Here is a 24,477-nt window from a genome sequence, read left to right as displayed (position 1 = left end):
TGCTACTCGCCTCGCTCGGCCGACCACACCGGACCCAGCTGACGCCGTACCAGGGGTCGTGCTGCTCACCGGGATCCTGTTCGCGCTCGGCGTGGACGGCATGGATGATCAGAGCGGCGGCGCCGACGAGCGCCCAGCCGGGGGAGAAGCCTGTGAGCCTGCCGCCCGCGGGATCACGACAAGCTTCTCCGTGCGGGCCCGGTGACGGTGAAGGCGTCAGTGCGGCCGTCGGGCCAGGTGATGGTGGCGGTCGCCCCTGTGGTCTCGACAACCGGCAGCGCACAGTCGCCGTGGCCGAGGACGGCGATGGCCACGGCCCAGCCGTCCTCGGCCACGCCTTCCAGCACCGGGATCTGGGCCGGGGCGCCGAACGCCGTGCCCTGCGCGTCCTCGGCCGTGAAGGCGCGCGTGTACCCGCGTACGGCGATCAGGTCGGAGGTCAGGCCGTCGGGCGCGCGCAGGCTCACCGCCCCTTCAACGCCCTCGCAGGTGGCGGCGGTGAGGGCCCAGCCGGTCTGGCGGACGGGGGAGCCGGGCTCGACGCGGTGGACGCGGACCTCGACCGGGCCCCTGATCACGCTCAGGCTCTCCACTCCATCGTTCGCCGAGGCGGCCCAGGCCAGATCCCCCAGCGTGCCCGCGCCCCGCGGCGCGATCGTGCCGCGTTCCGTGACCGTGCCGTCCGGGCGGACGAGGCCGACGTGGTTGTCCGGGACTGCGGCCGTCGGACCGGTGCGGGTGGAGTAGGCGTAGCGGTCATAGAGGGGGTCGCCGACATGGTGCTGGCTACCGTGATTGAGCAACCGGGCGACGTCGCCCGTATGGTGCACCACCAGGCTGGGGCCGGGGAGCGCGGCCGTGCCCGTGGGGCCGGGCTCCTCCACTGCCGTCCACACCGGGTGGCCGGGCGGGAGCAGGAGGCCGAGGAACGCCTTCGAGGCCCAGTACGAGGAGGCCGAGCCGGAGTAGGGCTGCAACGAGGGCTCGTGAGGGCCGTACCAGCCCAGCGGCAGCAGGCCCTCGGGGGACAGCGCGCCGTGGTCGAGGAAGTGGCGCAGCACACCCGAGGCGATGCGGCGGGTCTGGCCGGGTGACAGCGGGGTGGCCTCCACCAGGGCGCCGGCGAACAGAGAGGACGCCGAGGCGAAGCGGTAGGTGAGCGAGCGACCGTGGTACAGCATGCCGCCGGCGTCGTCGAAGGTGAGCGCGTAACCGCGCAGGAAGAGGCGCAGGCGATCACGATAGCGGGAGCCGGTCGTGCCCGACAGGTGGCCCAGCAGGACCGGGTAGAGGTGCATGGCCCAGCCGTTGTAGTGGTCGAAGGAGCGGATGTTCCCGTCGGCGTACCAGCCCTCGCCCGCATACCAGGACTCGATGCGGGACAGGCCGCGCTCGACGGCCGCCTCGGCCGCCTCCACGTGCGTTGCCGCGGCCGACAGGAAGCCGCCCACCACGGCGGGGAAGAGCCACCAGTTGTTGTCCACCGGATCGTGGTGCAGCGCGTCGGCCAGGTAGGCGGCGACCCGCTCCCGCACAGGTGCGGGCAGCCGGTCCCAGAGGTGGTCGCGGACGAGCCAGAGCGCCAGGGCGATCGAGGCCGCCTCGACCATGGGCTGGGTGCGATCCTTGATCGGCTGCCACACGTGCGGGCCGGCGACGAGCCCGCGCTCGTAGGGTGCCAGGAGCTCGGCGGGACCGCCCCCGGCCACGCGGAAGGCCGCGAGCAGGAACGTGCGTGCGTAACCCTCCAGGCCGTCGCAGCGCGAGGAGCTCTCGCGGCCCGGCAAGGTGACGAAGGCGCCGTCCGCCGAGCGGTACGGTTCCACGGCGGCCAGCAACTGGTCGGCCACCGCCTCCCAGTGGGCGCGGGTCCAGCCGGTGTGCGGGCTGACCGTACGGTCCTCTGGCGGAAGCGAGAACATGCGGCACTCCAAGGCGACGTTCCGGGTTCGGCGGACTCTAACATCACTGATCGAACGAACGCATCCGTTCACAAACGAAAGCGCAGCCCGGTAGGATCATTCAGGGTCGAGCGTCAGAAGGAGCCGCAGTGTTCGCCGAACAACGCCATGAACTCATCCTGCGCGAGGTGCGGGAGCGCGGTTCCGTACGCCTGGCCGAGCTGGTCGACAGGCTGAACGTGTCGATGGTCACGCTGCGCAGGGACGTCGAGCACCTGGCCGGGCAGGGCCTGGTCAACCGGGTGCACGGTGGGATCACCAGGGTGGAGTCCGCGCCCGCGGCCAGGCGGGAGCGCTCGCTGACCCTCGGCATGCTGGTCCCCTCGGCCACGTACTACTACCCGGCGGTCATCAAGGGTGCCCGTGAGCGGGCCGAACGGCTGGGGGCCAGGCTCGTCCTGGGCGTTTCGCGCTACGACGACGAGGAGGACCGCAGGCAGGTCAAGCAACTCGTGGACGGCGGGATCGAGGGGTTGCTGCTGACGCCGAGCAGGCAGCCGGACGCCTCGCACGAAGAGTGGCTGGCCGGGCTGGAGGTGCCCGCAGTGCTGGTCGAGCGGCGGGCCGAGCTGGGCGGGCCGGCCTCGTTCCTGGACGCGGCGGCCTCGCACCACGCCCATGGGGCCTTCCTCGGCGTCAGGCACCTGGCCGAGCTCGGGCACCGGCGGCTGGCCATGGCCTCCCGGGTCAGCCCGACCGCTCCCAGGGTGCGCTCGGGGTTCCTGGCCGCCGTGCGCGACCTCGGGCTGGCCGAGCCCGTGCGCCTGGACATCGCGCAGGACGGCCCCTCTCGCGAGCAGGTGGCCGACGTGGTCGCGGCGATCAGGGGCGGGGTCACGGCGATGCTGGTCCACAACGACGAGGACACGCTCCTGCTGGTGCAGCATCTCCGGATGGCGGGGGTGCGGATGCCGGAAGAGGTGTCGATCGTCGCGTACGACGACGAAGTGGCGGCACTCAGCGACCCGCCGCTGACGGCCGTCGCCCCGCCCAAGGTCGCGGTCGGGCGCCGCGCCGTCGACCTGCTGGTCCAGCGGATCCAGCAGGGGCCGGAACTTCCCGTCCAGCACGTGGCGCTGCTGCCCGAGCTCAGGGCGCGGCAGTCCACCGCCGCGCCGCGCTAGCGGTGTTGCGCACCCATTTCGTTATTGATCGATTTGTCCGTTACCTCTAGACAAACGATCGATTGCGAGCGAATGATGCCTTATCGATCGAAGCGATGAGGAGCAATCGATGGGACGCAAGAGCGCCGGCGTTGCCGGGCTGGTGGCTGGTATGGCACTGCTCGCGGCCGGGTGCGGCAGCGGGGAGTCGGCGCAGCCCGTGCCCGAGGCGGGTAAGCCCGTCCAGGTGACGTTCTGGGGCTGGGCGAAGGGCACCCAGGAGGTCGTGGACGCCTTCAACAAGTCGCACAAGGACGTCCAGATCAAGTTCGAGGAGATCCCCTCGGGCAACGCGGGCGGGTATGCGAAGTTCTCCAACGCCGTCAAGGCCGGCAACGCCCCGGACGTGATGTCGGTGGAGTACCCGCAGCTTCCCGACTTCGTGAACCAGGGCGCGCTCCAGGACATCTCTCCCGAGGTCGCCGACGTCACGTCCAAGTACCCGGCCAGTGTCGTCAGCCTGGTCGAACTGGGCGGCAAGACGTGGGCGCTCCCGATGGACGCCGCGCCGCAGGTGTTCTTCTACCGCAAGGACCTCTTCGAGAAGAACAAGATAGAGGTCCCGAAGACCTGGGACGACTTCAGGGCCGCCGCCGAGAAGGTGAAGAAGGCCAACGGCAAGGCCCGCATCGCCACCTTCTTCCCCGACGACCCCAGCGTGCTGGCGGCGCTGTCGTGGCAGGCGGGCGGCAAATGGTTCGGTACCGAAGGCGACGCCTGGAAGGTGACGATCAACGACGCGCCGAGCAGGAAGGTCGCCGGGTACTGGCAGGGCCTGGTCAAGGACGACCTGGTGAAGGTCCAGCCGTCCTTCAGCCAGGAGTGGAACGCCGCCTTCGAGAACGACACCCTCTGGGGTTACCTCGGCGCCAACTGGGGCGCGGGCGTCATGAAGGCCAATCACGCGGGCCAGGCCGGCAAGTGGGCCATCGCACCGATCCCGTACTGGGACACCCCGGCCAGCGGCATGCTCGGCGGCACCACGTTCGGCGTGAGCAAGGGGTCGAAGAACGCCAAGGCCGCCGTCGAGGTCATCAAGTGGCTGACCGGCTCGCAGGAGGCGTGGACCGCCCGCCTGTCCTCCGGCACGTCCAGCGGCTTCCCGGCCATCGCCGACCTCCTGCCCGTCGCGGCCAAGAGCTTCGACGCCTCCTTCTACGGCGGCCAGGACATCTACGCGCTGTTCTCGGAGTCGTACAAGACGATCCAGCCCGGCTGGACGTGGGGGCCGAGCATGGTGCAGACGCTGACCACGTTCAAGGACTCACTCGGCAAGGTCGCCACCGGCGAGACCACCCTCCCGGGCGTGCTCGACACCGCGCAGACGGCCACCGTCAACGAGATCAAGAGCCGCGGGCTCAACGTCGCCCAGCAGTAGCACGACGCGCGGTGACGAGTCCCTCCGCCGCGCTCATCGAAAGGCATACCTGTGACCTCTCCGCTCCCTCGCGGAAGCGGCAGCCCGCCTTCCTCCTCCGCGGAAGGCACCCTCCCGGCCGGCGCCCGCGGCAGCGGTGCGGCCTGGCGCAGGCGGGGGGCGATCCTGCTGTTCACCGGGCCGTTCTTCGCGTTGTTCGCGGCCGTGGTCGTGGCGCCTCTGTCGTACGCGGTCTACCTGAGCCTGTTCAGCGAGAAGTCGTCCGGGCTCGGCTTCGGAGGCGCCGAGACCGTGTTCGTCGGGCTCGGCAACTACCTGGACACACTGCAGGACACCGCTTTCACCGACGGCTTCCTGGTCATCCTCGGCTACTGCGTCCTGTACATCCCGCTGATGATCGGCGGCGCGCTCGCGCTGGCGCTGCTGCTCGACTCCGGCGTGGCCAGGTTCGGGAAGCTCTTCCAGGTCGCGCTGTTCATGCCGCACATCGTGCCCGGTGTCATCGCCGGACTGATCTGGCTCTACCTGTACCTGCCCGGCATCAGCCCCATCGTGGACGTGCTCGGCGAGGTCGACTTCCTGGGCGGCGGCCACGTGCTCGGCTCGGTGGTCAACATCGCGCTGTGGGAGTGGATCGGCTACAACATGATCATCTACTTCGCCGCGCTGCAGGCCATCCCCGCCGAGGTGATCGAGGCGGCCAGGATGGACGGCGCGGGCCCGCTGCGCATCGCGCTCCAGGTCAAGGTCCCGCTGATCCGCGGCGCCGTGATCACGACTTTGCTGTTCACGATCATCGGCTCGCTGCAGCTCTTCACCGAGCCGATGGTGCTCGACAGCGTCAGCGACGGCGTGGTCAGCACCTGGACGCCCAACATGTACGCCTACAACGAGGCGTTCGGCAACAACGACTACGGCCAGGCCGGCGCCGCCTCGATCATCCTGGCGCTGCTGGCGGCCGTGCTGTCCTACGGCGTCACGAAGTGGGGGAACCGCCGGTGAAGTGGATGTCCCGCGCCACGGTCAACGTGCTGCTGACCCTCTCGGCCGTCTACACGCTGCTGCCGCTGACCTGGCTGTTGTTCGCCTCGACCAAATCGCTGTCCGACCTGTACTCCACTCCTGGCTTCGCCTTCGCCGACTTCGACCTGCTGCAGAACATCAGGGCGGTGGCCGAGGAGGGCGGTGGGGTGTTCTTCCGCTGGTATCTCAACAGCCTGCTCTACGCGGGCCTGGGCGCCGCGGTCAGCTCGTTCATCACCGTGATGTGCGGATACGCCTTCGACAAGTACTCCTGGTTCGGTAAGGAGAAGCTGTTCGGCCTCGTGCTGCTCGGCGTGCTCGTGCCCACCACGGCCACAGCGGTGCCGCTCTACCTGCTGGCCTCCGAGGCCGGCGTGGTGAACACGTTCTGGGCCGTGTTCGTGCCCGTGCTCGTCCACCCGTTCGGCGTCTACCTGGCGCGGGTGCTCTCGGCCGGGTACGTGCCCGGCGAGGTTCTGGAGGCGGCCAGGTCGGACGGCGCCGGCGAGATCCGCACGTTCGCGTCCGTGGCGCTGCCCATGTTGCTGCCCGCGTACGTGACCATCTTCCTGTTCCAGTTCACCGCCATCTGGAACAACTTCTTCCTCCCCCTGGTCATGCTGAGCGACCAGAAGCTCTACCCGCTCAGCCTCGGCCTGTACAGCTGGGAGAAGCAGGGCACGTCATTCCCCGAGTTCCACAGCCTGGTGATCACGGGGTCGCTGCTGTCCGTCGTGCCGCTGCTGGTGGCGTTCGTGTCGCTACAGCGGTTCTGGAAGGCCGGGATGACGGCGGGCAGCGTCAAATGAACGATTTCTCGGGGGAACAGATGAGGAAACCGGTGACCGTCGTCGCCATGAGCGCCGAGGTGGCCGAGCGTATCGTCACCCGGCAGGTGCGGACCCGCCTGGCCCAGATGGCCGACGCACGGCAGGTCATCCACGACTTCGACGGCGCCGATCTGTCGGAGACCGAGGTGCTGTTCACCTCCTGGGGCTGCCCGCCGGTCACCGCCGAGGTGCTGGCACGGGCGCCCAGGCTGCGCGCCATCGTGCACGCGGCCGGCTCGGTCAAGCACCACGTGACCGAGGCCTGCTGGCAGCGCGGCATCGCGGTCTCCTCGGCCGCCGCCGCCAACGCCGAGCCGGTGGCCGAGTTCACGCTCGCGGCGATCCTGTTCGCCAACAAGCGGGTGATCGACATCGCCCGCGCCTACCGGGTTCGGCGGGTCAGGGACGACTGGGACGCCCGCTATCCGGGGTTCGGCAACTACCAGCGCGTCATCGGCGTCGTCGGCGCCTCCAGGATCGGGCGCAGGGTGATCGAGCTCCTGCGGCCGTTCGACTTCGACGTGCTGGTCAGCGATCCGTACCTGAGGGAGGACCTGGGGGCGTCCAAGGTCGAGCTGGACGAGCTGGTCGCCCGCTCGGACGTGGTCAGCCTGCACGCGCCCGCGCTTCCCGAGACCCGCCACATGATCGACGCGCGCCGGCTCGCCGCCATGCGCGACGGCGCGACCCTGATCAACACTGCCCGCGGCGCGCTGGTCGACCAGGCCGCGCTCACCGCCGAGCTGGTCGCCGGGCGGCTGTACGCGGTGCTCGACCACACCGAGCCCGAGTTCCTGCCCGCCACGTCACCCCTTTATGACCTGCCCAACGTGCTCGTCACCCCGCACATCGCCGGCTCGCTCGGGGGCGAGCTGTCCAGGATGACCGATCTCGCGCTCGACGAACTGTCCAGGTACGCCCGGGGGTTGCCGTTCGAGCATGAAGTCGAGCCCGCCACGCTGTCCCGCTCCGCCTGAACCCCCCGAGAGGAAACATGCGCCTATCCCGACACCTGGTCGCCGCCCTGGTCGTGGCGGCGGCCGGTCTGGTCGCCACCCCGGCCCAGGCCGCCGCCGCCAGGAACTTCTTCGTCGACTGCCAGGCCGCCGACGGCGGCTCGGGACGTACCGCCGACGCGCCGCTCAACGCCCTGGCCGCCGTCAACGCGATCACGTTCCGCGAGAAAGACAAGATCAAGTTTCGGGCCGGCACGGTCTGCGTCGGCCGTCTCGAACCCGTCGGCTCCGGTACGGTCGAGCACCCCATCGTCTTCACCTCCTACGGTGAAGGGCCCAAGCCCATCATCCAGGGCGACGGCGCCGAGTGGGCCGTGCACCTCGTCGACAACAGCCACCTGACCCTCGAGAAGCTGCACATCACCAACCCCGCCGCCACCACCGCCAAGCGGACCGGCATCCAGTACAACTCCACCACCCCCGAGCCCAAGGCCGGGCTGGTGCTGCGCGATCTGGAGATCTCCGACGTCGCCGGCTGGGGGAACAAGACCGGGACGAACGGGTCCTGGTTCGCCTACTCGGCAGGCATCAGCATCCAGGCACTGCCCGAGGGCAAGGTCGGGTATCTGGACGGGATCACGATCACCGGTAACTACGTCCACGACACCGGCGGGGGCGGCATCAAGATCAGCCGCAAGGGCACCGACTACCACAAGAACGTGTACATCGCGCGCAACACCATCCGGGCGGTTGGCGGGGACGGCATCGTGGTCCACGCGTCGGACCGGCCGCTGGTGGAGCACAACCTCTTCGACGAGGGTGGGGCAGGCAAATACCCCTACGTTGACGGAAATTTCGCGGGAATGTGGCCGATCAACTCCGTTGACCCGGTATTTCAGTACAACGAGGTAACCCGGCAGCGGCCCACCATCTTCGACTCCACCGCCTGGGACTGCGACGGCGGCATCAAGGGGTCGTGCGTCTACCAGTACAACTACTCCCACGACAACGCCGGCGGCTTCTACCTCGGCTGCCAGAGCTGCACGGAGTTCCCCAACTACCAGGCCACGGCCATCCTGCGCTTCAACATCGCCCAGGACGACTGCCGCATCGCGGGCAACGCCGCCGGCGACAACAGGAGCCCGCTGTGGCTCTACAACAACACGTTCTTCTGCCCCTCACAGAAACTCGACGTGGCCGTGCCCACGGGCAACTCCAAGATCTACAACAACATCTTCTACGCCCCGTCCGGCACGCTTCCCTCGGCGTCCGGGATCGCCTACGACTCCAACGTCTACCACGGCGGCGTGAGCGTGCCCGCCTCCGACGCCCGCTGCTCACCACCGACCCCGGACTGGCCGCTCCCGGCACCGCCCATGGGGCCGCCGAGGTGGCCGGCTACCGGCTGCTCACCGGCTCGCCCGCGCTCGGCACCGGCGCGGTCGTGGACGGGCTCGGCGACCGCGACTACTTCGGCAACCCGGTAGGCGGCACGGTCTCGCGCGGGGCCTACAACGGCCTGGGCGTCGAGCCTGTCGTGTTCAGGTCGATCGAGGAGGCGTACAACAACGTCGGGGTCAGCTCCGACCTCAACCCCAACACCGGCGGCTTCAGCACCAGCGGCCGCAGCTACTCGGGACAGGGCCTGGAAGCCGCCGGCCTGGTGCCGGGCAAGATCGTCAATGTGCTCGGCGCCGACTTCGTCTGGCACCCGCGCCCGTACGGGGCGGTGGACAACGTGAAGGTCGCCGGGCAGACGATCAAGCTGGCCGGCCAGGGCTCGAAGCTGGTGTTCCTGGGCGCGGGCGCCTTCAAGGTCCGGGAGGCCGTCTTCAAGGTCACCTACACCGACGGGACGGTCGACGACAAGACGGTCAAGTTCGGCGATCAGTGGGAGGCTGCCGCGCCTGCGGGCGGTGTCGTGGTGGCCCGCTCGCAGTACCACAACATGACCCACTACAAGAGCCCGGCCACCGGGCAGACCCGCGAATCAGGCGTCTCGGTGTTCGGATACGCGGTGCCGCTCGACCCGGCCAAAACGGTCGCCACGGTGACCTTCCCACAGGGGAGCCCCCTGGCCGACGCGGGCTTCCACGTCTTCGACACGAAGATCGCGGACTGACGCCATGAGGAGCACCACGACCAGACCTCCCACCGGCCAAGGGCCGGGCCGCACGTGGCGGAACGCCGCCTGGGCCGCCGGCGTGCTGGCCCTCGCCGCCCTGGTCGTGGGGCTCACCACCGTCGGGCGGCAACCGGAGGGAGGCGCGAGCGCGGGCCGGTCCGCCTTCGCGAGCGTCGCGGACGTGCTCGGGATCGCGCCGGGAGACACCGTCACCACATTCGAAGGGGAGCCGGTGACAGGGGCCGAGGTGATCAGGGCCGCTCAGACCGTCCGAGCCGACGTGATCTCCGAGTTCACCGGTCAGGAGCTCGGCCCAGGCTTCTGGGAGCGCCCCCGGGGCGAAGTCACCCCCGCTCAACGGCTCAGGGACGAGGCGGTGCGGACGGCCGTGCTCGACAAGGCGCGGCGGGTGTGGGCACGCTACGCCGGACTGATCACCGACGTCAGCGAGCAGGGATTCCAGCGGGAGCTGGCAGCCGAGAACCAGCGCCGCGCCCAAGCCGCGCGGTCGGGACATCCCGTCCCCGGTGTCCCGGCCTACGATGAGTACACCTTCGCGCAGGTACGCGCCGCCGAACTGGACTCGGCGCTCAGCAAGCTGTACGCGGGCAAGCTGGACCTGTCGGAGCGACGGCTGCGCGAGCAGTACGCGCGCACTGCCGGCCCGGAGGCGCCCCCCTTCGAGCAGGTGCGGGAGAACCTCCGGCGGCAACTGGTCATCCAAGGCTACGAACAGGCCCTTCGAACCCGTGCCCGATCATGAGTTTCGCATCGCCCTCCTTGGCGGGCCCATCGTTGTTCGACTCCGCAATCGCCGTCAGCGACCCCGAGGCTGTCGGTGGCGGCCTGTTCAATGTGGCCATGGAGATGGACACGCACAGGCGCGGGTTGTTCTGGGATGTGCTGGCGGGGCGGGTCCCGCCGCCACCTGCAGCGGTGGTTCTCGGCTGGGAACTGGTCGGGGTGGATCCGGAGCAGGGGACCATCGAGGTGGCGTTCCAGGCGGGTGAGAACTTCGCGAACCCTGTGGGGGTGATCCAGGGCGGGTTCCTGGCCGCGATGCTCGACGACACCCTGGGGCCGGCGCTGGTCGCGACGTTGCCGGAGAACCAGTTCGCGCCGACTCTCGATCTCCATGTTCAGTTCCTCCGCCCCGCCCGCCCGGGACGGCTCCTGGGGCGCGGGCGGATCGTGCAGCGCGGCAAGGACGTGTGCTTTCTCGCCGGTGAGCTCATCGGCCCCGACGGAAGGCCCGTGGCGGTGGCGACCGCGACCGCACGAATCCAGACCATTCGTTAAGCGAAAGATTCGCTGCCGGCGTCTCGGCGGGATGCGGACGATTCGGCTCAGCTTTTGGCGAGTGCTTCGCGGCGGATCCACTGGAGCAAGGTGGGGTTGTCGACGGTGGTGATGACGCCGACAGTGGTGCGGAGGTAGCGGTCGTCGTCCAGCAGGGCCAGCATGCTCGCGGCCAGGTCAGCACGGGCGGTGAACCTGCCGTCGGCGTGGCCCTCGACGAGGGTGTAGCCGGTGACCGACGGCAAGTGGTACAGCCCGCTCGGGCGCACGATCGTCCAGTCCAGATCGCTGGCGCGGACCAGCGTTTCCATCCGCCGCATGTCGTCGTACAGCGTCTTGCCCAGCACCCGCGTCACGTACGGCAGCAATACTCGGTTGAACAGGAACCCGCCATCGGAGTACGAGTGCGGGTCGACCCCGCTCGAGCTGACCACGGCGAGCCGACGCACCCGATGCCGTTTCATCGCGGCGACGATATTGGCCACACCGCGCGAATAGGTGCTGATCGGTTCCTTCCCAGCGGGCACCCCGAGCGCCGACAGCACCGCGTCCCGCTCCGCCACGGCGGCGTCGACGGCCACCGGGTCGAGCACGTCGGCACCGACTACCTCGAGCCGATCATGGTGCAGTGGAAACGAGTCCGGCTGCCGGGTGACCGCGGCGACCTGATGTCCGGCGGCGAGTGCCTGGCCGGTGAGCAGGCGGCCGGTGGGACCGTTGGCTCCGAAGACTGCGATACGCATGACGACAGTCCTTCCCTGGTGATGTCCGATTTTCCGGTGCTGGAGGTGCTCGGTGGAGAACGGGCTCACGTACGTTCCTCCACGCTCCGAGGGCCGAGTCCGTCTCCTCCCGGGACGAGACAGCCCGGCCGTTCTGTGACATGGGAGGAAAGGCAGCTGACGACGGCGCTCTCCACCTGCGAAAGACATCCGGGCTGAGGTCGGAGATCCGGTGCGGCATTGGATCGGAAACAGGAATCCTTCATCTGATGCAGAGCCCCTGAAGCCCGGCCCGCGTCCGGAACGTTCTCCGCAAACGCCGCCTGCCAGCTCACTGCTGGCGGCATCGACCAACAGCCGCGAACGATGGTTTCCGACTGTCTTGCCTCCCATGTCACAGAACGGCCGGGCTGTCTCGTCTCGGGTAGGAGAGACAGACACTTACGTTGAGAAGGTGATGGTCATGCGGGTGTTCGTGGCCGGCGGGGCCGGGGTGTTGGGGCGGCGGCTGGTGCCGCAGCTGGTGGCGCGTGGCCACCAGGTGACGGCGACGACGAGGAGCACGGCCAGGCTGGGCCTGCTGGAGCGGCTGGGCGCCGAGGCGGTCGTGATGGACGGGCTGGACGCGAGGTCGGTCGGCGAGGCGGTGGCCCAGGCCCAGCCGGACGTGATCGTCCATCAGATGACCGCTATCTCCGGCAAGCCCGATATCAAGCACTTCGACCGCTGGTTCGCCACCACCAACCGGCTGCGCACCGAGGGGACGGACCACCTGCTGGCCGCCGCCGAAGCGACCGGTGTATCCCATGTCGTCGCGCAGAGCTACGCCTCCTGGAACGGCATCCGTCAGGGTGGATGGGTGAAGACCGAAGAGGACCCGCTGGACCCGACGAGCACGGGCAAGGGCGCCGAGGCGATCCGCCACCTTGAGGACGTGGTCGTCAAAGCCGGCGGCGTGGTCTTGCGATACGGCGCGTTCTACGGGCCGGGCGCCACCGACGATCAGGTCGAGCTGGTGCGCAAGCGGCAGTACCCGGTCGTCGGGAACGGCGCCGGCTACAGCTCGTGGGTGCATCTCGACGACGCGGCCGGCGCCACCGTCCTGGCCGTGGAGCACAAGGCGAGGGGCGTGTTCAACATCGTTGACGACGAACCGGCCCCGGCCAGCGAGTGGCTGCCCTACCTGGCCGCGTGCGCGGGAGCCAAACGGCCGATGCGGATCCCCACCTGGCTCTCCCGGCCGCTGGCCGGGAGAGCGGCGGTGACGATGATGACCGAGGGGCGCGGCTTCTCCAACGCCAAGGCCAAGCGGGAGCTCGGCTGGCAGCTGCGCTACCCCTCCTGGCGTCAGGGCTTCAAGGAGGAGCTGGCGTGACCCGGGCCGAGGAGTTCGAGGACCTGCGGCCGCTGCTGTTCTCGATCGCGTACCGGATTCTCGGTAGCGTGGGCGAGGCCGAGGACGCGGTCCAGGAGGCCTGGCTGCGCTACGAGGCCTACCCGACACAACCCGCCTCGGCCAAGGCGTTCCTGTCGGCCACGGTGTCCCGGATCGCGATCGACGTGCTGCGCTCGGCGCGCGTCCGGCGGGAGGAGTATGCCGGGCAGTGGTTCCCCGAGCCGCTGCTGGCCGACCCGTATGAGGACCCGGAGCGGTCGGCGGAGCTGGCCGACTCGGTGTCGATGGCGGCCCTGCTGCTGCTGGAGCGGCTCAGCCCGCTCGAGCGCGCGGTCTTCGTGCTGCGGGAGGTGTTCGGGTTCGGCTTCGGCGAGGTCGCGTCGGCGGTGGGGCGCTCGGAGGCGGCGTGCCGCCAGCTCGCCGTCCGGGCGCGCCGCCACATGGACGCGGGACGCGCTCGGTTTGAGGCGGATCGCCGGGAGCGAGAAGAACTCGCCGAGCGATTCTTCGACGCCTTCCGCGAAGGGGACGTGGACGGGCTGCGGAAGCTGCTCGCCGCCGACGTGCAGATGGTCGGCGACAGCGGGGGCAAGGCCCCGCTCTGGGGCAAGGGCCTCTTCGGCGCCGAGAACGTGGCCCGGATGCTGGCCGCGATCGTCGCGCCGTTCGTCCGGATCGGCGGCGTCGTGGAGCCGCATGAGGTGAACGGTCAGCCGGGCGCGATCTTCCGCGACCGGGACGGCAAGGTCGTCAACACCTTGGCGCTCGACATGCTCGACGGGCAGATCCAGACGATCCGCGCGGTGATCAACCCCGACAAGCTCGGGCACCTGGGCCCGGTGGCGGACGCCTGGGCGGTCGTCCGCGAGGCGAACCAGGCCCGCCGGCCCAAGGACTGACCGCAAGGGACCCGTACAAGCAAGTTGATGGCGCCGGTGGTGTCACGGACGAGGCCCGGGCGACTGCCACCAAGCACTACGACGAGGAGCACCTCGCCGCCCTGGTGTCGCTCATCGACGCCGCCGACCGCCTGAACGTCATCGTCCAGCAGCCCGCCGGCGCCGTGCACCCATTCCGGGACGAGGCCGCGTTCCAGGACCGGCCCTCGCCGGTAGCCACCATCACATAAAGAACGGAACGACATCATGTGCAAGGTCTGGTTCGTCACCGGTTCGTCCCGCGGCCTGGGCCGCAACTTCGTCGAAGCCGCCCTGTCCCGCGGCGACAAGGTGGCCGCGACCGCCCGGAACACCGCAAGCCTTGACGAGCTGGTCGCCGCCTGCGCGAGCAGGGCGCAGGGCACATCATCCAGATCTCCTCGGTCGGCGGCCTCACCGCGATGCCGCTCGGCGGCGGATACCACGCCTCCAAGTGGGCCCTCGAAGGCCTGAGCGAATCCCTCGCCCAAGAGGTCGCCGGCTTCGGCATCAGGGTGACCCTGATCGAGCCCGGCTCCTACGCCACCGACGCGAGCGCCGGCGCCGTCCAGGCCGAGGCCGACCCGCTCTACGACGGTCTGCGCGAGAGCTTCGCCGCGTTCTCCAGGACGCTCGACGTCGGCGACCCGGCCGCCGCGGGCCGGGCACTCCTCAAGATCGTCGACTCCGGCAACCCGCCCCTGCGGATCTTCTTCGGTACCCAGGGCAACCCGATCCTCCAGCAGGTCTACGCCGACCGGCTCACGACCTGGGCCGACTGGCAGGACCTTTCGGTGGAGGCGCACGGACACACCCCCGCAGCCCCGGCGGCCTGACCCGGCAACCGGCCTGCAAGAAAGCGGAACCCCCTCTTAAGAAAGGTAGGAGATCCTTACCGTGATTCTGGTAACCGGTGGCACCGGGAAACGTCGGCGCCAACATCGTCCGCCAACTGTTCGAATCTGCGACAGAGCGGTTATCTGGACAGACCCCCAGGGATGGCGTGCTCGGTGAACTGGCCGCAGGCACGGAAACCCAGACGATGATAGACAGGTTCGCCGTCCGCGGATGCCTGCAGGACGGCGATGCGGTGGTTACGGCTTCGGGCCGTGTGAAGCGCAGCGAGAGTGATGGCGCCGCCATAGCCGCGCCGGCGGTGCGTGGCCAAGGTGCTGATGTTGTAGATCCCGGCGACTCCCGCGTGGTGAAAGACCTCAGCCGAGCAGACCGGACGGCCATCCACGTAGCCGACCAGATACTGCGCGGGACAGTCGGCAGCCAGCGCCTGCGTAGCGGCCTGGGCGAAGAAGCGACGGACGGTGTCGGCAGGCGGGTCCCAGTTGGCAGCAAGGACCAGGGCGTAGTCGGCGAGCTGCTCAGGCGTGGACACGGGACGAATGTCCAGCCCTGGAGCATGCGGCTGCGGCAGGGTGTCGGTCAGCTCGGCCCACATGGCCGTCTCGTGTTCGGCGGCGGGTAGCCCGCCTGTCGACAGGCGGGCGCTGAGGTCTGCCGGTGTGGAGGCGGGGCCCACCCACCAGGAGAAGGCACGACCGGTAGCGGCCAGGGTCCGGATGGTCTCGGTGATCCGTGCCAGGGCGCTGTCGTGGGTGAAGCGGGCCATGGCGACAATATTGAAGGTGTCGTCGTCGAGGCCGCTGTCGGCGACCAGGAGGTCGCTGGCCTCCACAACGGTCGCGCCCGTCATGCGCCGGTGCAGATGGCAGGCATGTTCGGCAAGGTTCTGCTCCATCCTGGCCAGCAGATCGCTTTCATCAGAGATGGGTTGCGTTATGCGCTTCATGATGGTTGATCCAATCGTGTCTATGCGGAGGGCGACTAACGGCTTTGGGGTTCTTCGGTCGGCGGTGCCGCACCACACCGGAGCAGCTGCCACAGCCGCTCGTTGAGGACTGCGACGAGCGCCGCCAGGCGGCGGGATCGGAATCGTGGTCCAGCGGCGAGCGTGCCGCGCTGTGAAGACTGCGATCACGGGCACGATGGTGAAGAGCCCGAATGGCGGTGCTCTGTGCTCCGGCGATGGCTGCCGTCTCGGAGAATCATACGACGTTGACGATCACTCCCACTGTGGCTGACCCCGAATGCGGTTCGCGGTGAGTTGGCTGGTAGTGACCGAGGGACCAGCGAGGTCCTAGATTTTCTCGGGAGTCAACTGCAGGCCCCAGGTCAGCAAGTGAGGCCATGTCATCCCGACGTCCCAGCCCAACAGCGACAGTCCAACGCCGACGCCGGTTGCGACAGCCGGGGCTCGTTTCCGCCGCGAACGCATCATGCGCCAGATGCGCGGCCGAGCCGGCTTCGCGCTGCTCCGCCACCGCTCTTACTTCGCCCTTCCGCTACGAGCACGGGTTCGTCGTCGGCGGCAAGGCGTAGGTCCCAGCTCAAGGAAACGGGTGCGCCCGGCTCTCACCCCGATCCGCCCGCTCCCGAGTTCGCCAGGGTGTGGAGTTCGAGTGCGGCACCGGCCTGACCGATCCGCAGCGTGGCGGCGTGCGAGTTGCCTGACCTTCCGGTTCCGGCCGCGCTCGCCGGATATGCCGGAATCCGCCGGCCAGCAGCGCAGACGCAAGGGAGGGATTCGCTGCTGTCCGGGCGGATTCTCATCAGGCCGTGCCCGGAAGCGGTAGTTCGTCCCACGAATTTGTTAGGCTGGGCCAGTGAGCAAGCATATTGACGGCCAGATCGGGGCGGTGGCCGCACTGGTGCGGTCCACGTTCCTGGTGAATGCCGTGTACGCAGATTCCGCCCGCGAGTACGGCCTCACCCAGCAGCAGGGCCAGTTGTTGTGCGTCTTGATGGCGCAGTCGTACGGCATGAGCGAGCTGGGCGCGGTGCTCGGCCTGGCCAAGTCGAGCCTGACCGGCCTGGTGGACCGCAGCGAGCGCAACGGCCTGGTCCAACGCAATCCCGACCCGCAAGACTCCCGTGCGGTGAGGGTGGCGCTCACCAGGCGGGGCGCCAAGCTGGCCGATGACTTCTACGCCGAGACCTGTCGCCGTGTCGAGGAGCTGACCTCGGGGTTCGACCCAGCGGAGCGCGACACGCTCGCCGCCTTGCTCGGCCGCGTCGTGGCGGACAACAAGGTTCCCACCGTCTTCATGGAACCGGATCACCTGCGCTGACCTCGAGAAGGACTTGCAGTTCGCTATACGAACTAATATGGTTCGTGAAGCGAACTCAAGCCCTTTTTGTGTTGGAGCGTGAATCATGAGTCGTACAGTCGTGGTCATCGGCGGAGGTTACGGTGGTTCTGCGGTAGCCAAGGCGCTGGACGCCGAGGCCGACGTCGTCCTCATCGACCCCCGGGACGCGTTCATCAACTCGGCCGGCTCGTTGCGGGCGCTGACCCAGCCCGACTGGGCGGGCAACATGTTCTTCCCCTACGACCAGTGGCTCAGGCGCGGCACGGTGGTGCGCGACCGCGCGGTCTCGGTGGACCCCGGCGGCGTCACCCTGGCCTCAGGCCGGCGCGTCGAGGCCGGCTACGTGGTCCTGGCCACCGGCTCCAGCTACGCCTACCCCGCCAAGCCCGCCGCCGACTCCACCGACGACGTCCTGGACGACCTGCGCCGGACCCACAAGGAACTGGCCGGCGCCGAGCGGGTGCTGATCCTCGGCGCCGGGCCGGTCGGCCTGGAACTGGCCGGCGAGATCAAGGAAGTCTGGCCGCACAAGGACGTGACCATCGTCGACCCCGCCGAGCAACTGCTGGCCGCCTTCCCCCAGGCGATGCGCCAGGAGCTGCACCGCCAGCTCGATGACCTGGACATCCACCTGCGGCTGGGCGCCGGTCTGACCGCACCTCCGGCGACCGATCCCGGCCAGGCGGCGACCTTCACCGTCACCACCACCGACGGGCAGGAGATCACCGCCGACATCTGGTTCCGCGCCCACGGCGTGCGCGTCAACAGCGACTACCTCGCCGACGGCCGGCTGACGACTCGTACGCCACAGGGACACGTCCCCGTCACCGAAACCCTCAACGTCCACGGGCGCGACGCCGTTCATGAGCGCGTCTACGCCATCGGCGACATCACCGACGTCGCCGAGGCCAAGATGGCCGGGTACGCGATGCAGCACGCCGAGGTGGTGGCCCAGAACATCCTCGCCCAACTGCGCGGCGAGCAGCCGGAGACCACCTACCAGCCGTTGCCTCACCCCATGATCCTGCTCCCGCTCGGCCCGCGTGGCGGTGTCGGCCAGTTGCCCACCCCCGACGGACCGGTCGTCGTCCCGGCCGAGACTGTCTCGGCCTACAAGGGGGCCGACCTCTTCACCGGCCGCTTCACCGAGCAGTTCGGCGCCGCCTGACATGGACTACATCCGGCTGGGCCGCAGCGGCCTCTCGGTGTCCCGGCTCGTCCTGGGCGCGATGATGGACAGCCGCGCGAGCGCGGCATCACCTCATGGTCGAGGCGTACGAGAAGATGTGCGCCGGCATCGGCGAGGACCCCGCTGATGTCGGGCCGGCCTGGTTGTTCGCGCAGGACGGTGTGACCGGGCCGATCATCGGGCAACGTACGGTCGAGCAGCTCGACGGCTCGCTCCGCGCGCCGGCGATCATTCTGGACGAGGACACGCTGGCCAGGCTGGACGAGCTGTTCCCCGGCCCGAACGGCGCCAAGCCCGCGCTGGAAGCGTACGCCTGGTGATTTTCCCCATTTACGGAAAGGCAGAACATTGTCCGCACATAACGTCGTCTTCGGTTTTGGCGCGCATTCCGGCATTGACGACATACCCGAGCTTTTGCGCATGGCCCAGCAGGCCGACCGGGACGGGCTTGACATCTTCACCTTGTCAGACCATCCCTACATCGGCGGGCGCCTGGACGCCTACGCCGCGCTCGGCTTCATCCTCGGACGTACGCAGCACATCGCCGGCTTCGCCAACGTCACCAACCTGCCGACCCGGCCCGCTCCCATGCTCGCCAGGACAGTGACGTCGCTGTCGGCGCTGTCGGGCGGCCGGATCGTGCTCGGCATGGGCGCGGGCGGGCTGTGGGATCGCATCACCGACATGGGAGTGCCGCGGCTGACGCCCGGCGATGCCGTGGACGCCTTCGAGGAGGCGATCGTCCTGGTCAAGCTGCTGTCGGGCGGTGGCCCTCCGGTCACCTACCAGGGCAACCACTACCAGGTCCACCAGATCGAGCCCGCTCCCGTCGCCGCGCCGCCCGTGTGGACCGGATCGGTCGGCCCGAAATCCCTGGCCGCCACCGGCCGGGTGGCCGACGGCTGGATCCCCGGCCACGCGGCCGACTGGCTCAGCGAACGCTACCGGGCCTCCCGGCCGATCATCGACGAGGCGGCGGCGTCCGTCGGCCGCGATCCGAGCGAGATCCGCACGGTCTTCAACTTCCCCGGACGCATCACCGACCGGCCGCTGCCCGCGACCCGCGACCGCGACGGCCGCTGGCTCGGCGGCTCCGTCAGCCAGTGGGTCGAGGAACTCACCGGAGCCGTGCTGGAGCACGGCGCGTCAGGCTTCACGCTCTTCTCCGCCGGCCACGACGCCCCGGACCTCACCTTCCTGGCCCGCTGGGCCCAGGAGATCGTCCCGTCCGTCCGCGAGGCGATCGCGAAGTAGGGCGACACGGGCGCAGGCTGCTCCCCGAAGCTCGCTGTTCTCCGCGGCTCCCAGCCGCTCCGCTCGCCCTACGTTACCGACGCAGTCAAGAGAAATGATCTTGCGTCCTGTTCGGGACTTTCGGCCCTAAAAGTCCTGACATTTGCCCGGATGAACGGCCTGATCGGGTCCGTAGCCTGGTTCGCGGCCCGCAGTCGCGGTCCACGGTTCACCCCTGTTCGGGAGGATTCATGTTGTCCGCGGAGTCAGCCACGATCGTCCGTGCCACGTTGCCGGTCGTCGGCGCATCGCTCGACGCCATCACCGCGCGCTTCTACGAGACGATGTTCAGCGAGCGGCCGGAGCTGCTCGACGGCCTGTTCAACCGCGGCAACCAGGCCAATGGCGAGCAGCGCCAGGCCCTGGCCGGGTCGATCGCCGCGTTCGCCGGATTCCTGGTCGACCATCCCGACGAGCGGCCCGATCAGTTGCTGGCACGAATCGCGCACAAGCACACCGCGGTCGGCGTCACCGACGACCAGTACGTGATCGTGCACAAGTACCTGTTCGGCGCGATCGCCGAGGTGCTGGGCGAGGCCGTCACCCCTGAAGTGGCCGCCGCTTGGGACGAGGTCTACTGGCTGATGGCCGGCGCGCTGATCGCCATGGAGGCCGGCATCTACGCCCAGGCCGGCGTGCGTAACGGCGTCACCTGGCGGCAGTGGCGTGTCGTCGCCCGCCGGGACGAGACGCCAGAAGTCGTCTCCCTCCTGCTCCGACCGGCCGACGACGCGCCGGTCCCGCCCGCGCGTCCCGGCCAGTACGTCAGCGTCCGCGTCCGGATGCCCGACGGCGTGCACCAACTGCGGCAGTACACGCTGTCGAACGCCGGCGAGGAGATGCTGCGCAGGATCACGGTCAAGCGCGTCGACGGCGATCCCGCCGGGGAGGTCTCCACGCTGCTGCACGCGACCGCGAGGCCGGGCGACGAGCTCACCCTGTCGGCGCCGTTCGGCGACGTGACGCTGGACGAAGGGGACACGCCGCTCGTGCTCGTCTCCGCGGGCATCGGCTGCACGCCCATCGTGGCGATGCTTGAACATCTGGCCGCCACCGGCTCGCGCCGCCGGATCCTGCTGCTGCACGCCGACCGTTCCCCCGGCGAGCACGCGCTGCGTGAGGACATGCTGCGGCTCGCCAGTGAGCGAGTCTTCTGGTACGAGAGCGGTGCCGCCGCCCCCGACCGCGGCGGCCGGATGGACCTGGACGGCGTCGACATCCCGGACGGCGCGGTGGCCTATCTGTGCGGACCGGTGCCGTTCATGCGTGACGTACGTGCCCGGCTACTGACGTCCGGGGTGGCGGCCCGCGACATCCACTATGAGGTCTTCGGCCCTGACCTGTGGCTGGGCGCCAACTGATGGTCTGGCCCGGAGCAGTGGAGCGAGTACGACCCGTGCTCATCCAGGGCGGGATGGGAGTGGGCGTGTCGGGCTGGCAGTTGGCCAGGGCCGTCGCGGAGACCGGGCAGCTGGGCGTGGTGTCCGGCACGGCGCTGGACGCCACCCTGGCCAGGCGGCTGCAGCGCGGCGACCCCGGCGGCCACCTGCGCCGCGCGCTGGCCCGCTTCCCCGTGCCCGCGGTCGCCGAGCGGGTGCTCGGCCGCTACTTCGTGCCCGGCGGGACCGGCCGGGAAGTACCGTACCGGCCGGTGCCCCGGCTGGGGCTGCGTCCCAACCGGGCCCGCGACGAGCTGGCCGTGGTCGCCAACTTCGCCGAGGTCTTCCTCGCCAAGGAGGACCACAACGGTCCCGTCGGGGTCAACTACCTGGAGAAGATCCAGCTCGCCACGCCGGCCGCCGTCTACGGCGCGGTGCTTGCCGGGGCCGACTACGTGCTGATGGGCGCCGGTATCCCCGCGGAGCTCCCGCGCCTGCTCGACGACCTGGCCGAGCACCGCCACGCCCAGGTCTCGGTCACCGTGGCGGGCGGCGATGGGCACACCATCGGGATCGATCCGGTGGGACTGCTAGGCCGCGACCTGACACCGCCGGCCCGGCCCAAGCTGCTGGCGATCGTGTCGTCGCACGTGCTGGCCGCGTACCTGGCCCGCTCACCGCGGACCAGGCCGGACGGGTTCGTGATCGAGTCGCCGGTGGCGGGCGGGCACAGCGCGCCACCTCGGGGGCGGATGGTGCTCGATGTCGCGGGGGAGCCGGTGTACGGCCCCCGCGATGAGGTCGACACGGCCAAGGTCGCCGCTCTTGGGCTGCCATTCTGGCTGGCGGGCGGGTACGGCACGCCCGGAGGGCTGGAACGGGCGTGGGCGGCGGGCGCGGAGGGGATCCAGGTGGGGTCGGCGTTCGCGCTGTGCCGGGAGTCCGGGCTCGACCCCGGCCTGCGCAGGCGCCTGCGCGCGCAGGCCGCGAATGGCTCCCTTCGGGTACGCAACGACCTGCGGGCCTCACCGACCGGGTTCCCGTTCAAGGTCGCCGACGTGGCCGGGACGTTGTCGGAGCAGGAGGTGTACCAGGCGCGTCCGCGGCTGTGCGACCTGGGCTACCTGCGCACGCCGTACGAGAAGCCAGACGGGGCGATCGGTTATCGCTGCCCGGCCGAGCCGGTGGACCTCTACGTCCGCAAGGGCGGGCCGGCCGAGGAGGCGGAAGGGCGGCGGTGCCTGTGCAATGGGCTGCTGGCCGCCATCGGCCTCGGCCAGCACCGCACCGACCGCTACGACGAGCCGTCGCTGCTCACGCTCGGCCAGGACGCCGCCTTCCTGGACGGTCTGCCCGACGACTACTCGGCCGCCGACGTCGTGGCACACATCCTGCTGGGGGCCCGCGTATGACCGGGCAACCGCCGACCGAGCGCTCCGGTGACCGGGCGCCCGGTAGGCCGCCGTTGCGGCGGGTGAGCGCGCGGCGTCGCCGGCGGTCAGCCGCGCCGGTGCCGCGGCAGCAGCACGCTGACCGCCGCGATGGCCAGGCCGAGCCCGGCCGCCAGGAGGAAGACCAGGTCGTAGCCGGCGGCGAGGGCGGCTGGGGGACTCCCGCCGGCCTCCATCGCGGCTCTGGCGCTGGCGGCCGTCGCGAGCACCGCCAGGCCTAGCGACCCGCCTACCTGGCTGGCGGTGTTGGCCAGACCGCCGATGATCCCCGCGTCGCCCTCGGGAACGTCGGCGGTCGCCGCGGCCATGAGGGTGGGGAAGGTCAGCCCGATGCCGACCGCGATGAGCAGCGTAGGCCCGAGCACACTGGTGAGGTAGCCGCTGTCGGCGTGAGCCTGGGCGAGCCAGCCGAACCCAGCCAGGAAGCAGCCGCAGCCGGCCAGCACCAGCGGGCGCACCCCGGTTCGTGGCAGCAGGGCGGCGGCCAATCGGGCGATCACCACGAACGTCACCGCCGCGGGTGTCTGCCCGAGCCCGGCTCGAAGCGCACTGTAGCCGAGTACGTTCTGCAGGAAGAGCGACGTGAAATACCACATCGCGCTGCCGATCCCTCCGAACAGCAGCAGCATGACGTTGCCGACGGCGATCCGCCGGACCCTGAACAGCCGCAGGGGCATCATCGGCTGAGTGGCGAAACGCGCCTCCACCACGGTGAAGACGACGAGCAGGAGCAGGCCCGCCACGGCCGGCCCGACGACCGGCACGGACGTCCAGCCGTGATCGGCGCTCTGCATGACCCCGTAGATCAGCGCGGCCAGCCCCGCCGTCCCCGTGACCGCGCCCATGAGGTCGAGCGATTCCCGCCGGCCGGTTCGCGTGCCTGCCAGCGACATCATGGCCACCACGATCAGCACCACGCCGATCGGCACGTTGATGAGGAAGACCCATCGCCACGACAGGCCGGTGGTGATGGCACCGCCCGCGACCGCGCCGGCCATCCCGCCCACACCGCCCGAGGCGGACCATGCGCCGAACGCCCGGGCACGCGCGCGCTTCTCGGTGAAGCTGGTGTTGATCACGGCCAGCGTCGCCGGGGCCAGCATGGCGGCTCCCACGCCCTGCACGACCCGGGCCGTCACCAGGATCTCCGGAGCGGTTGCCAGGCCGCCGAGCAGACTCGAGGCGGAGAACAAGAACAGCCCGGCGGCCAGCATCCGGCGTTGGCCGAACAGGTCGGCGGCGCGGCCACCCAGCAGCATGAAGCCGGCGAAGGTGAGCAGGTAGCCGTTCACCACCCAGGCCAGGCCGGTGGGCGGGAAGCCGAGGTCCTGGCGGATCGAGGGCAGGGCGACGTTGACGATGGACGCGTCCAGGATCACCATGAACTGGCAGGCACACGCCAGCGAAAGGACTATCCAGGCGGGTCCGGCGTGCGGCCTGGCCCGCTGAGTTGCGTTGCTGGTGATTGTCATGACTTCTTTCCTTGCCAACCCGCTGCTCAGGCGGTCGAGGAGGTGGTTCCGGCCCTGGTTCCGCGGGCGTTCCCGTCACCCGCAGCGGCATCGGTGACGCGGCCGCCCTCCAGCAGCCGGATCGTGATCTGGGCCAGCCGCCGTCCCTGGTACCTGGCCGCTTCCAGCGCTGCGGCGTCAGGGGCGTCTCCGGTCTGCGCGCCGGTCACCAGCGACGTGCCGTAGGGGTTGCCGCCGGCGGCGTACACGACCGGATCGGTGTATCCCGGCGGGACGATCAGCGCCCCCCAGTGGTAGAAGACGTTGCCCAGCGACAAGATCGTGGCCTCGCTGCCGCCGTGCCGGTTGAACGCCGAGGTGAATGCCGTCACCGGTTTGTCGGCCAGTCTCCCTTCCCGCCACAGCCCGCCGGCCTGGTCGATGAACTGCTTGAGCTGCGCGGCCGGCGTGCCGAACCGGGTCGGCGTCCCGAACGCGAACGCATCGGCCCACGCCAGGTCCTCAACCGAGGCCTGGGCGATCGACGAGGCGGCGTCGGCGTGCTGTCGCCACAGCGGGTTCTGGTCAATCGCGCTGTCGGGTGCCAACTCGGCGACCCGCCGCAGCCGCACCCCGGCCCCGGCCGAGGCGGCGCCCTCGGCGACGGCCTGCGCGAGCGCGTGCACGGTGCCTGTCGCGCTGTAGTAGATGACAGCGACCTTCGCGGTCATGTCGGCTCCCTCGATGTCATGTAAGATTAGTTATGCGCATAATGTTATG

General features: G+C 69.7%; 23 protein-coding genes. 18 read left to right on the top strand and 5 right to left on the bottom strand.

Going from position 1 to position 24,477, the window contains the following annotated elements; translation table 11 throughout:
• Positions 1-173: 173 nt before the first annotated feature.
• Positions 174-1,922 carry a DUF2264 domain-containing protein gene (locus ABT294_RS34985; protein ID WP_350810603.1) on the bottom strand — a complete coding sequence of 583 codons (1,749 nt, stop codon included), beginning with the start codon at positions 1,920-1,922 and terminating at the stop codon, positions 174-176.
• Positions 1,923-2,050: 128 nt separating this feature from the next.
• Here ABT294_RS34985 and ABT294_RS34980 point away from each other — a divergent pair, with 128 nt between their 5' ends.
• The 9 genes from ABT294_RS34980 to ABT294_RS34940 all read left to right on the top strand — a co-directional run bounded on the left by ABT294_RS34980 (position 2,051) and on the right by ABT294_RS34940 (position 10,735).
• A complete protein-coding gene (locus tag ABT294_RS34980) occupies positions 2,051-3,085 on the top strand; it encodes a substrate-binding domain-containing protein (protein ID WP_350810602.1) in 1,035 nt (344 codons plus the stop codon).
• Between the two features lie 109 nt (positions 3,086-3,194).
• Positions 3,195-4,502, top strand: a complete 1,308-nt coding sequence (locus tag ABT294_RS34975; protein ID WP_350810601.1) for an ABC transporter substrate-binding protein — start codon at positions 3,195-3,197, stop codon at positions 4,500-4,502.
• Between the two features lie 51 nt (positions 4,503-4,553).
• Positions 4,554-5,504 carry a carbohydrate ABC transporter permease gene (locus ABT294_RS34970; RefSeq protein ID WP_350810600.1) on the top strand — a complete coding sequence of 317 codons (951 nt, stop codon included), beginning with the start codon at positions 4,554-4,556 and terminating at the stop codon, positions 5,502-5,504.
• A 5-nt stretch (positions 5,505-5,509) separates the two neighbouring features.
• Positions 5,510-6,334: a carbohydrate ABC transporter permease gene (locus tag ABT294_RS34965; RefSeq protein WP_350810627.1), complete on the top strand. Its 825-nt coding sequence runs from the start codon at positions 5,510-5,512 to the stop codon at positions 6,332-6,334.
• 32 nt (positions 6,335-6,366) lie between these two features.
• The gene (locus ABT294_RS34960) at positions 6,367-7,332 is read left to right on the top strand and encodes a hydroxyacid dehydrogenase (RefSeq protein WP_350810599.1); all 966 of its coding nucleotides are present in this window, start codon (positions 6,367-6,369) and stop codon (positions 7,330-7,332) included.
• 17 nt (positions 7,333-7,349) lie between these two features.
• Entirely contained in the window at positions 7,350-8,798 is a 1,449-nt protein-coding gene (locus tag ABT294_RS34955) for a right-handed parallel beta-helix repeat-containing protein (protein WP_350810598.1), read from the top strand.
• Positions 8,702-9,433 (top strand): beta-sandwich domain-containing protein, encoded by a 732-nt coding sequence (locus tag ABT294_RS34950; RefSeq protein WP_350810597.1) that lies wholly within the window; start codon positions 8,702-8,704, stop codon positions 9,431-9,433. Before ABT294_RS34955 ends, ABT294_RS34950 begins: the two co-directional genes overlap by 97 nt.
• Positions 9,434-9,437: 4 nt before the next feature.
• The gene (locus tag ABT294_RS34945) at positions 9,438-10,199 is read left to right on the top strand and encodes a hypothetical protein (protein ID WP_350810596.1); all 762 of its coding nucleotides are present in this window, start codon (positions 9,438-9,440) and stop codon (positions 10,197-10,199) included.
• A 32-nt stretch (positions 10,200-10,231) separates the two neighbouring features.
• Entirely contained in the window at positions 10,232-10,735 is a 504-nt protein-coding gene (locus ABT294_RS34940; RefSeq protein ID WP_350810595.1) for a PaaI family thioesterase, read from the top strand.
• A 47-nt stretch (positions 10,736-10,782) separates the two neighbouring features.
• On the opposite strand, the gene ABT294_RS34935 is transcribed toward ABT294_RS34940, so the two are convergent.
• Positions 10,783-11,547: an NAD(P)-dependent oxidoreductase gene (locus tag ABT294_RS34935; protein WP_350810594.1), complete on the bottom strand. Its 765-nt coding sequence runs from the start codon at positions 11,545-11,547 to the stop codon at positions 10,783-10,785.
• A gap of 373 nt (positions 11,548-11,920) precedes the next feature.
• Here ABT294_RS34935 and ABT294_RS34930 point away from each other — a divergent pair, with 373 nt between their 5' ends.
• From ABT294_RS34930 to ABT294_RS34920, 3 genes are all read left to right on the top strand, one after another.
• A complete protein-coding gene (locus tag ABT294_RS34930) occupies positions 11,921-12,832 on the top strand; it encodes an NAD-dependent epimerase/dehydratase family protein (protein ID WP_350810593.1) in 912 nt (303 codons plus the stop codon).
• Complete coding sequence (locus ABT294_RS34925; RefSeq protein ID WP_350810592.1) at positions 12,829-13,752, top strand: RNA polymerase sigma-70 factor; 924 nt, start codon at positions 12,829-12,831, stop codon at positions 13,750-13,752. The genes ABT294_RS34930 and ABT294_RS34925 overlap by 4 nt, the downstream gene beginning before the upstream one ends.
• A gap of 380 nt (positions 13,753-14,132) precedes the next feature.
• Positions 14,133-14,606, top strand: coding sequence for an SDR family NAD(P)-dependent oxidoreductase (locus tag ABT294_RS34920; protein ID WP_350810626.1), 474 nt, complete (start codon positions 14,133-14,135; stop codon positions 14,604-14,606).
• Between the two features lie 140 nt (positions 14,607-14,746).
• On the opposite strand, the gene ABT294_RS34915 is transcribed toward ABT294_RS34920, so the two are convergent.
• Positions 14,747-15,574, bottom strand: coding sequence for a GNAT family N-acetyltransferase (locus ABT294_RS34915; RefSeq protein WP_350810591.1), 828 nt, complete (start codon positions 15,572-15,574; stop codon positions 14,747-14,749).
• An 874-nt stretch (positions 15,575-16,448) separates the two neighbouring features.
• Between ABT294_RS34915 and ABT294_RS34910 the strand changes: the two genes are divergently transcribed.
• The 6 genes from ABT294_RS34910 (at position 16,449) to ABT294_RS34885 (ending at position 22,207) form a co-directional block, all read left to right on the top strand.
• On the top strand, positions 16,449-16,913 hold the full coding sequence (locus ABT294_RS34910) for a MarR family winged helix-turn-helix transcriptional regulator (protein ID WP_350810590.1): 465 nt from the start codon (positions 16,449-16,451) through the stop codon (positions 16,911-16,913).
• 85 nt (positions 16,914-16,998) lie between these two features.
• Complete coding sequence (locus tag ABT294_RS34905; protein ID WP_350810589.1) at positions 16,999-18,102, top strand: NAD(P)/FAD-dependent oxidoreductase; 1,104 nt, start codon at positions 16,999-17,001, stop codon at positions 18,100-18,102.
• Between the two features lie 95 nt (positions 18,103-18,197).
• Complete coding sequence (locus tag ABT294_RS34900; RefSeq protein WP_350810588.1) at positions 18,198-18,443, top strand: aldo/keto reductase; 246 nt, start codon at positions 18,198-18,200, stop codon at positions 18,441-18,443.
• A 28-nt stretch (positions 18,444-18,471) separates the two neighbouring features.
• Complete coding sequence (locus ABT294_RS34895) at positions 18,472-19,377, top strand: LLM class flavin-dependent oxidoreductase (RefSeq protein ID WP_350810587.1); 906 nt, start codon at positions 18,472-18,474, stop codon at positions 19,375-19,377.
• A gap of 230 nt (positions 19,378-19,607) precedes the next feature.
• On the top strand, positions 19,608-20,777 hold the full coding sequence (locus ABT294_RS34890; protein ID WP_350810586.1) for a globin domain-containing protein: 1,170 nt from the start codon (positions 19,608-19,610) through the stop codon (positions 20,775-20,777).
• Between the two features lie 17 nt (positions 20,778-20,794).
• On the top strand, positions 20,795-22,207 hold the full coding sequence (locus ABT294_RS34885) for a nitronate monooxygenase (RefSeq protein ID WP_350810585.1): 1,413 nt from the start codon (positions 20,795-20,797) through the stop codon (positions 22,205-22,207).
• An 86-nt stretch (positions 22,208-22,293) separates the two neighbouring features.
• Here the strand turns inward: ABT294_RS34885 and ABT294_RS34880 are convergent, their stop codons facing one another.
• Positions 22,294-23,718 carry an MFS transporter gene (locus tag ABT294_RS34880; protein WP_350810584.1) on the bottom strand — a complete coding sequence of 475 codons (1,425 nt, stop codon included), beginning with the start codon at positions 23,716-23,718 and terminating at the stop codon, positions 22,294-22,296.
• A gap of 26 nt (positions 23,719-23,744) precedes the next feature.
• Positions 23,745-24,428 carry an NAD(P)H:quinone oxidoreductase gene (gene wrbA, locus ABT294_RS34875; RefSeq protein ID WP_350810583.1) on the bottom strand — a complete coding sequence of 228 codons (684 nt, stop codon included), beginning with the start codon at positions 24,426-24,428 and terminating at the stop codon, positions 23,745-23,747.
• Positions 24,429-24,477: the final 49 nt, after the last annotated feature.

Origin of the sequence: Nonomuraea sp. NPDC000554 (assembly GCF_040300065.1) — a bacterium.
In the GTDB taxonomy this organism is placed as follows: Bacteria; Actinomycetota; Actinomycetes; order Streptosporangiales; family Streptosporangiaceae; genus Nonomuraea.
This window is presented reverse-complemented; position numbering and strand designations above follow the sequence as displayed.

Excerpts from the sequence above, each read along its gene's own strand:
- ABT294_RS34985 (WP_350810603.1), bottom strand. The coding sequence starts at position 1,922 with ATGTTCTCGCTTCCGCCAGAGGACCGTACGGTCAGCCCGCACACCGGC.
- ABT294_RS34975 (WP_350810601.1), top strand. The coding sequence starts at position 3,195 with ATGGGACGCAAGAGCGCCGGCGTTGCCGGGCTGGTGGCTGGTATGGCA.
- ABT294_RS34965 (WP_350810627.1), top strand. The coding sequence starts at position 5,510 with ATGTCCCGCGCCACGGTCAACGTGCTGCTGACCCTCTCGGCCGTCTAC.
- ABT294_RS34955 (WP_350810598.1), top strand. The coding sequence starts at position 7,350 with ATGCGCCTATCCCGACACCTGGTCGCCGCCCTGGTCGTGGCGGCGGCC.
- ABT294_RS34945 (WP_350810596.1), top strand. The coding sequence starts at position 9,438 with ATGAGGAGCACCACGACCAGACCTCCCACCGGCCAAGGGCCGGGCCGC.
- ABT294_RS34930 (WP_350810593.1), top strand. The coding sequence starts at position 11,921 with ATGCGGGTGTTCGTGGCCGGCGGGGCCGGGGTGTTGGGGCGGCGGCTG.
- ABT294_RS34915 (WP_350810591.1), bottom strand. The coding sequence starts at position 15,574 with ATGAAGCGCATAACGCAACCCATCTCTGATGAAAGCGATCTGCTGGCC.
- ABT294_RS34905 (WP_350810589.1), top strand. The coding sequence starts at position 16,999 with ATGAGTCGTACAGTCGTGGTCATCGGCGGAGGTTACGGTGGTTCTGCG.
- ABT294_RS34900 (WP_350810588.1), top strand. The coding sequence starts at position 18,198 with ATGGTCGAGGCGTACGAGAAGATGTGCGCCGGCATCGGCGAGGACCCC.
- ABT294_RS34890 (WP_350810586.1), top strand. The coding sequence starts at position 19,608 with ATGTTGTCCGCGGAGTCAGCCACGATCGTCCGTGCCACGTTGCCGGTC.
- ABT294_RS34880 (WP_350810584.1), bottom strand. The coding sequence starts at position 23,718 with ATGACAATCACCAGCAACGCAACTCAGCGGGCCAGGCCGCACGCCGGA.
- wrbA (WP_350810583.1), bottom strand. The coding sequence starts at position 24,428 with ATGACCGCGAAGGTCGCTGTCATCTACTACAGCGCGACAGGCACCGTG.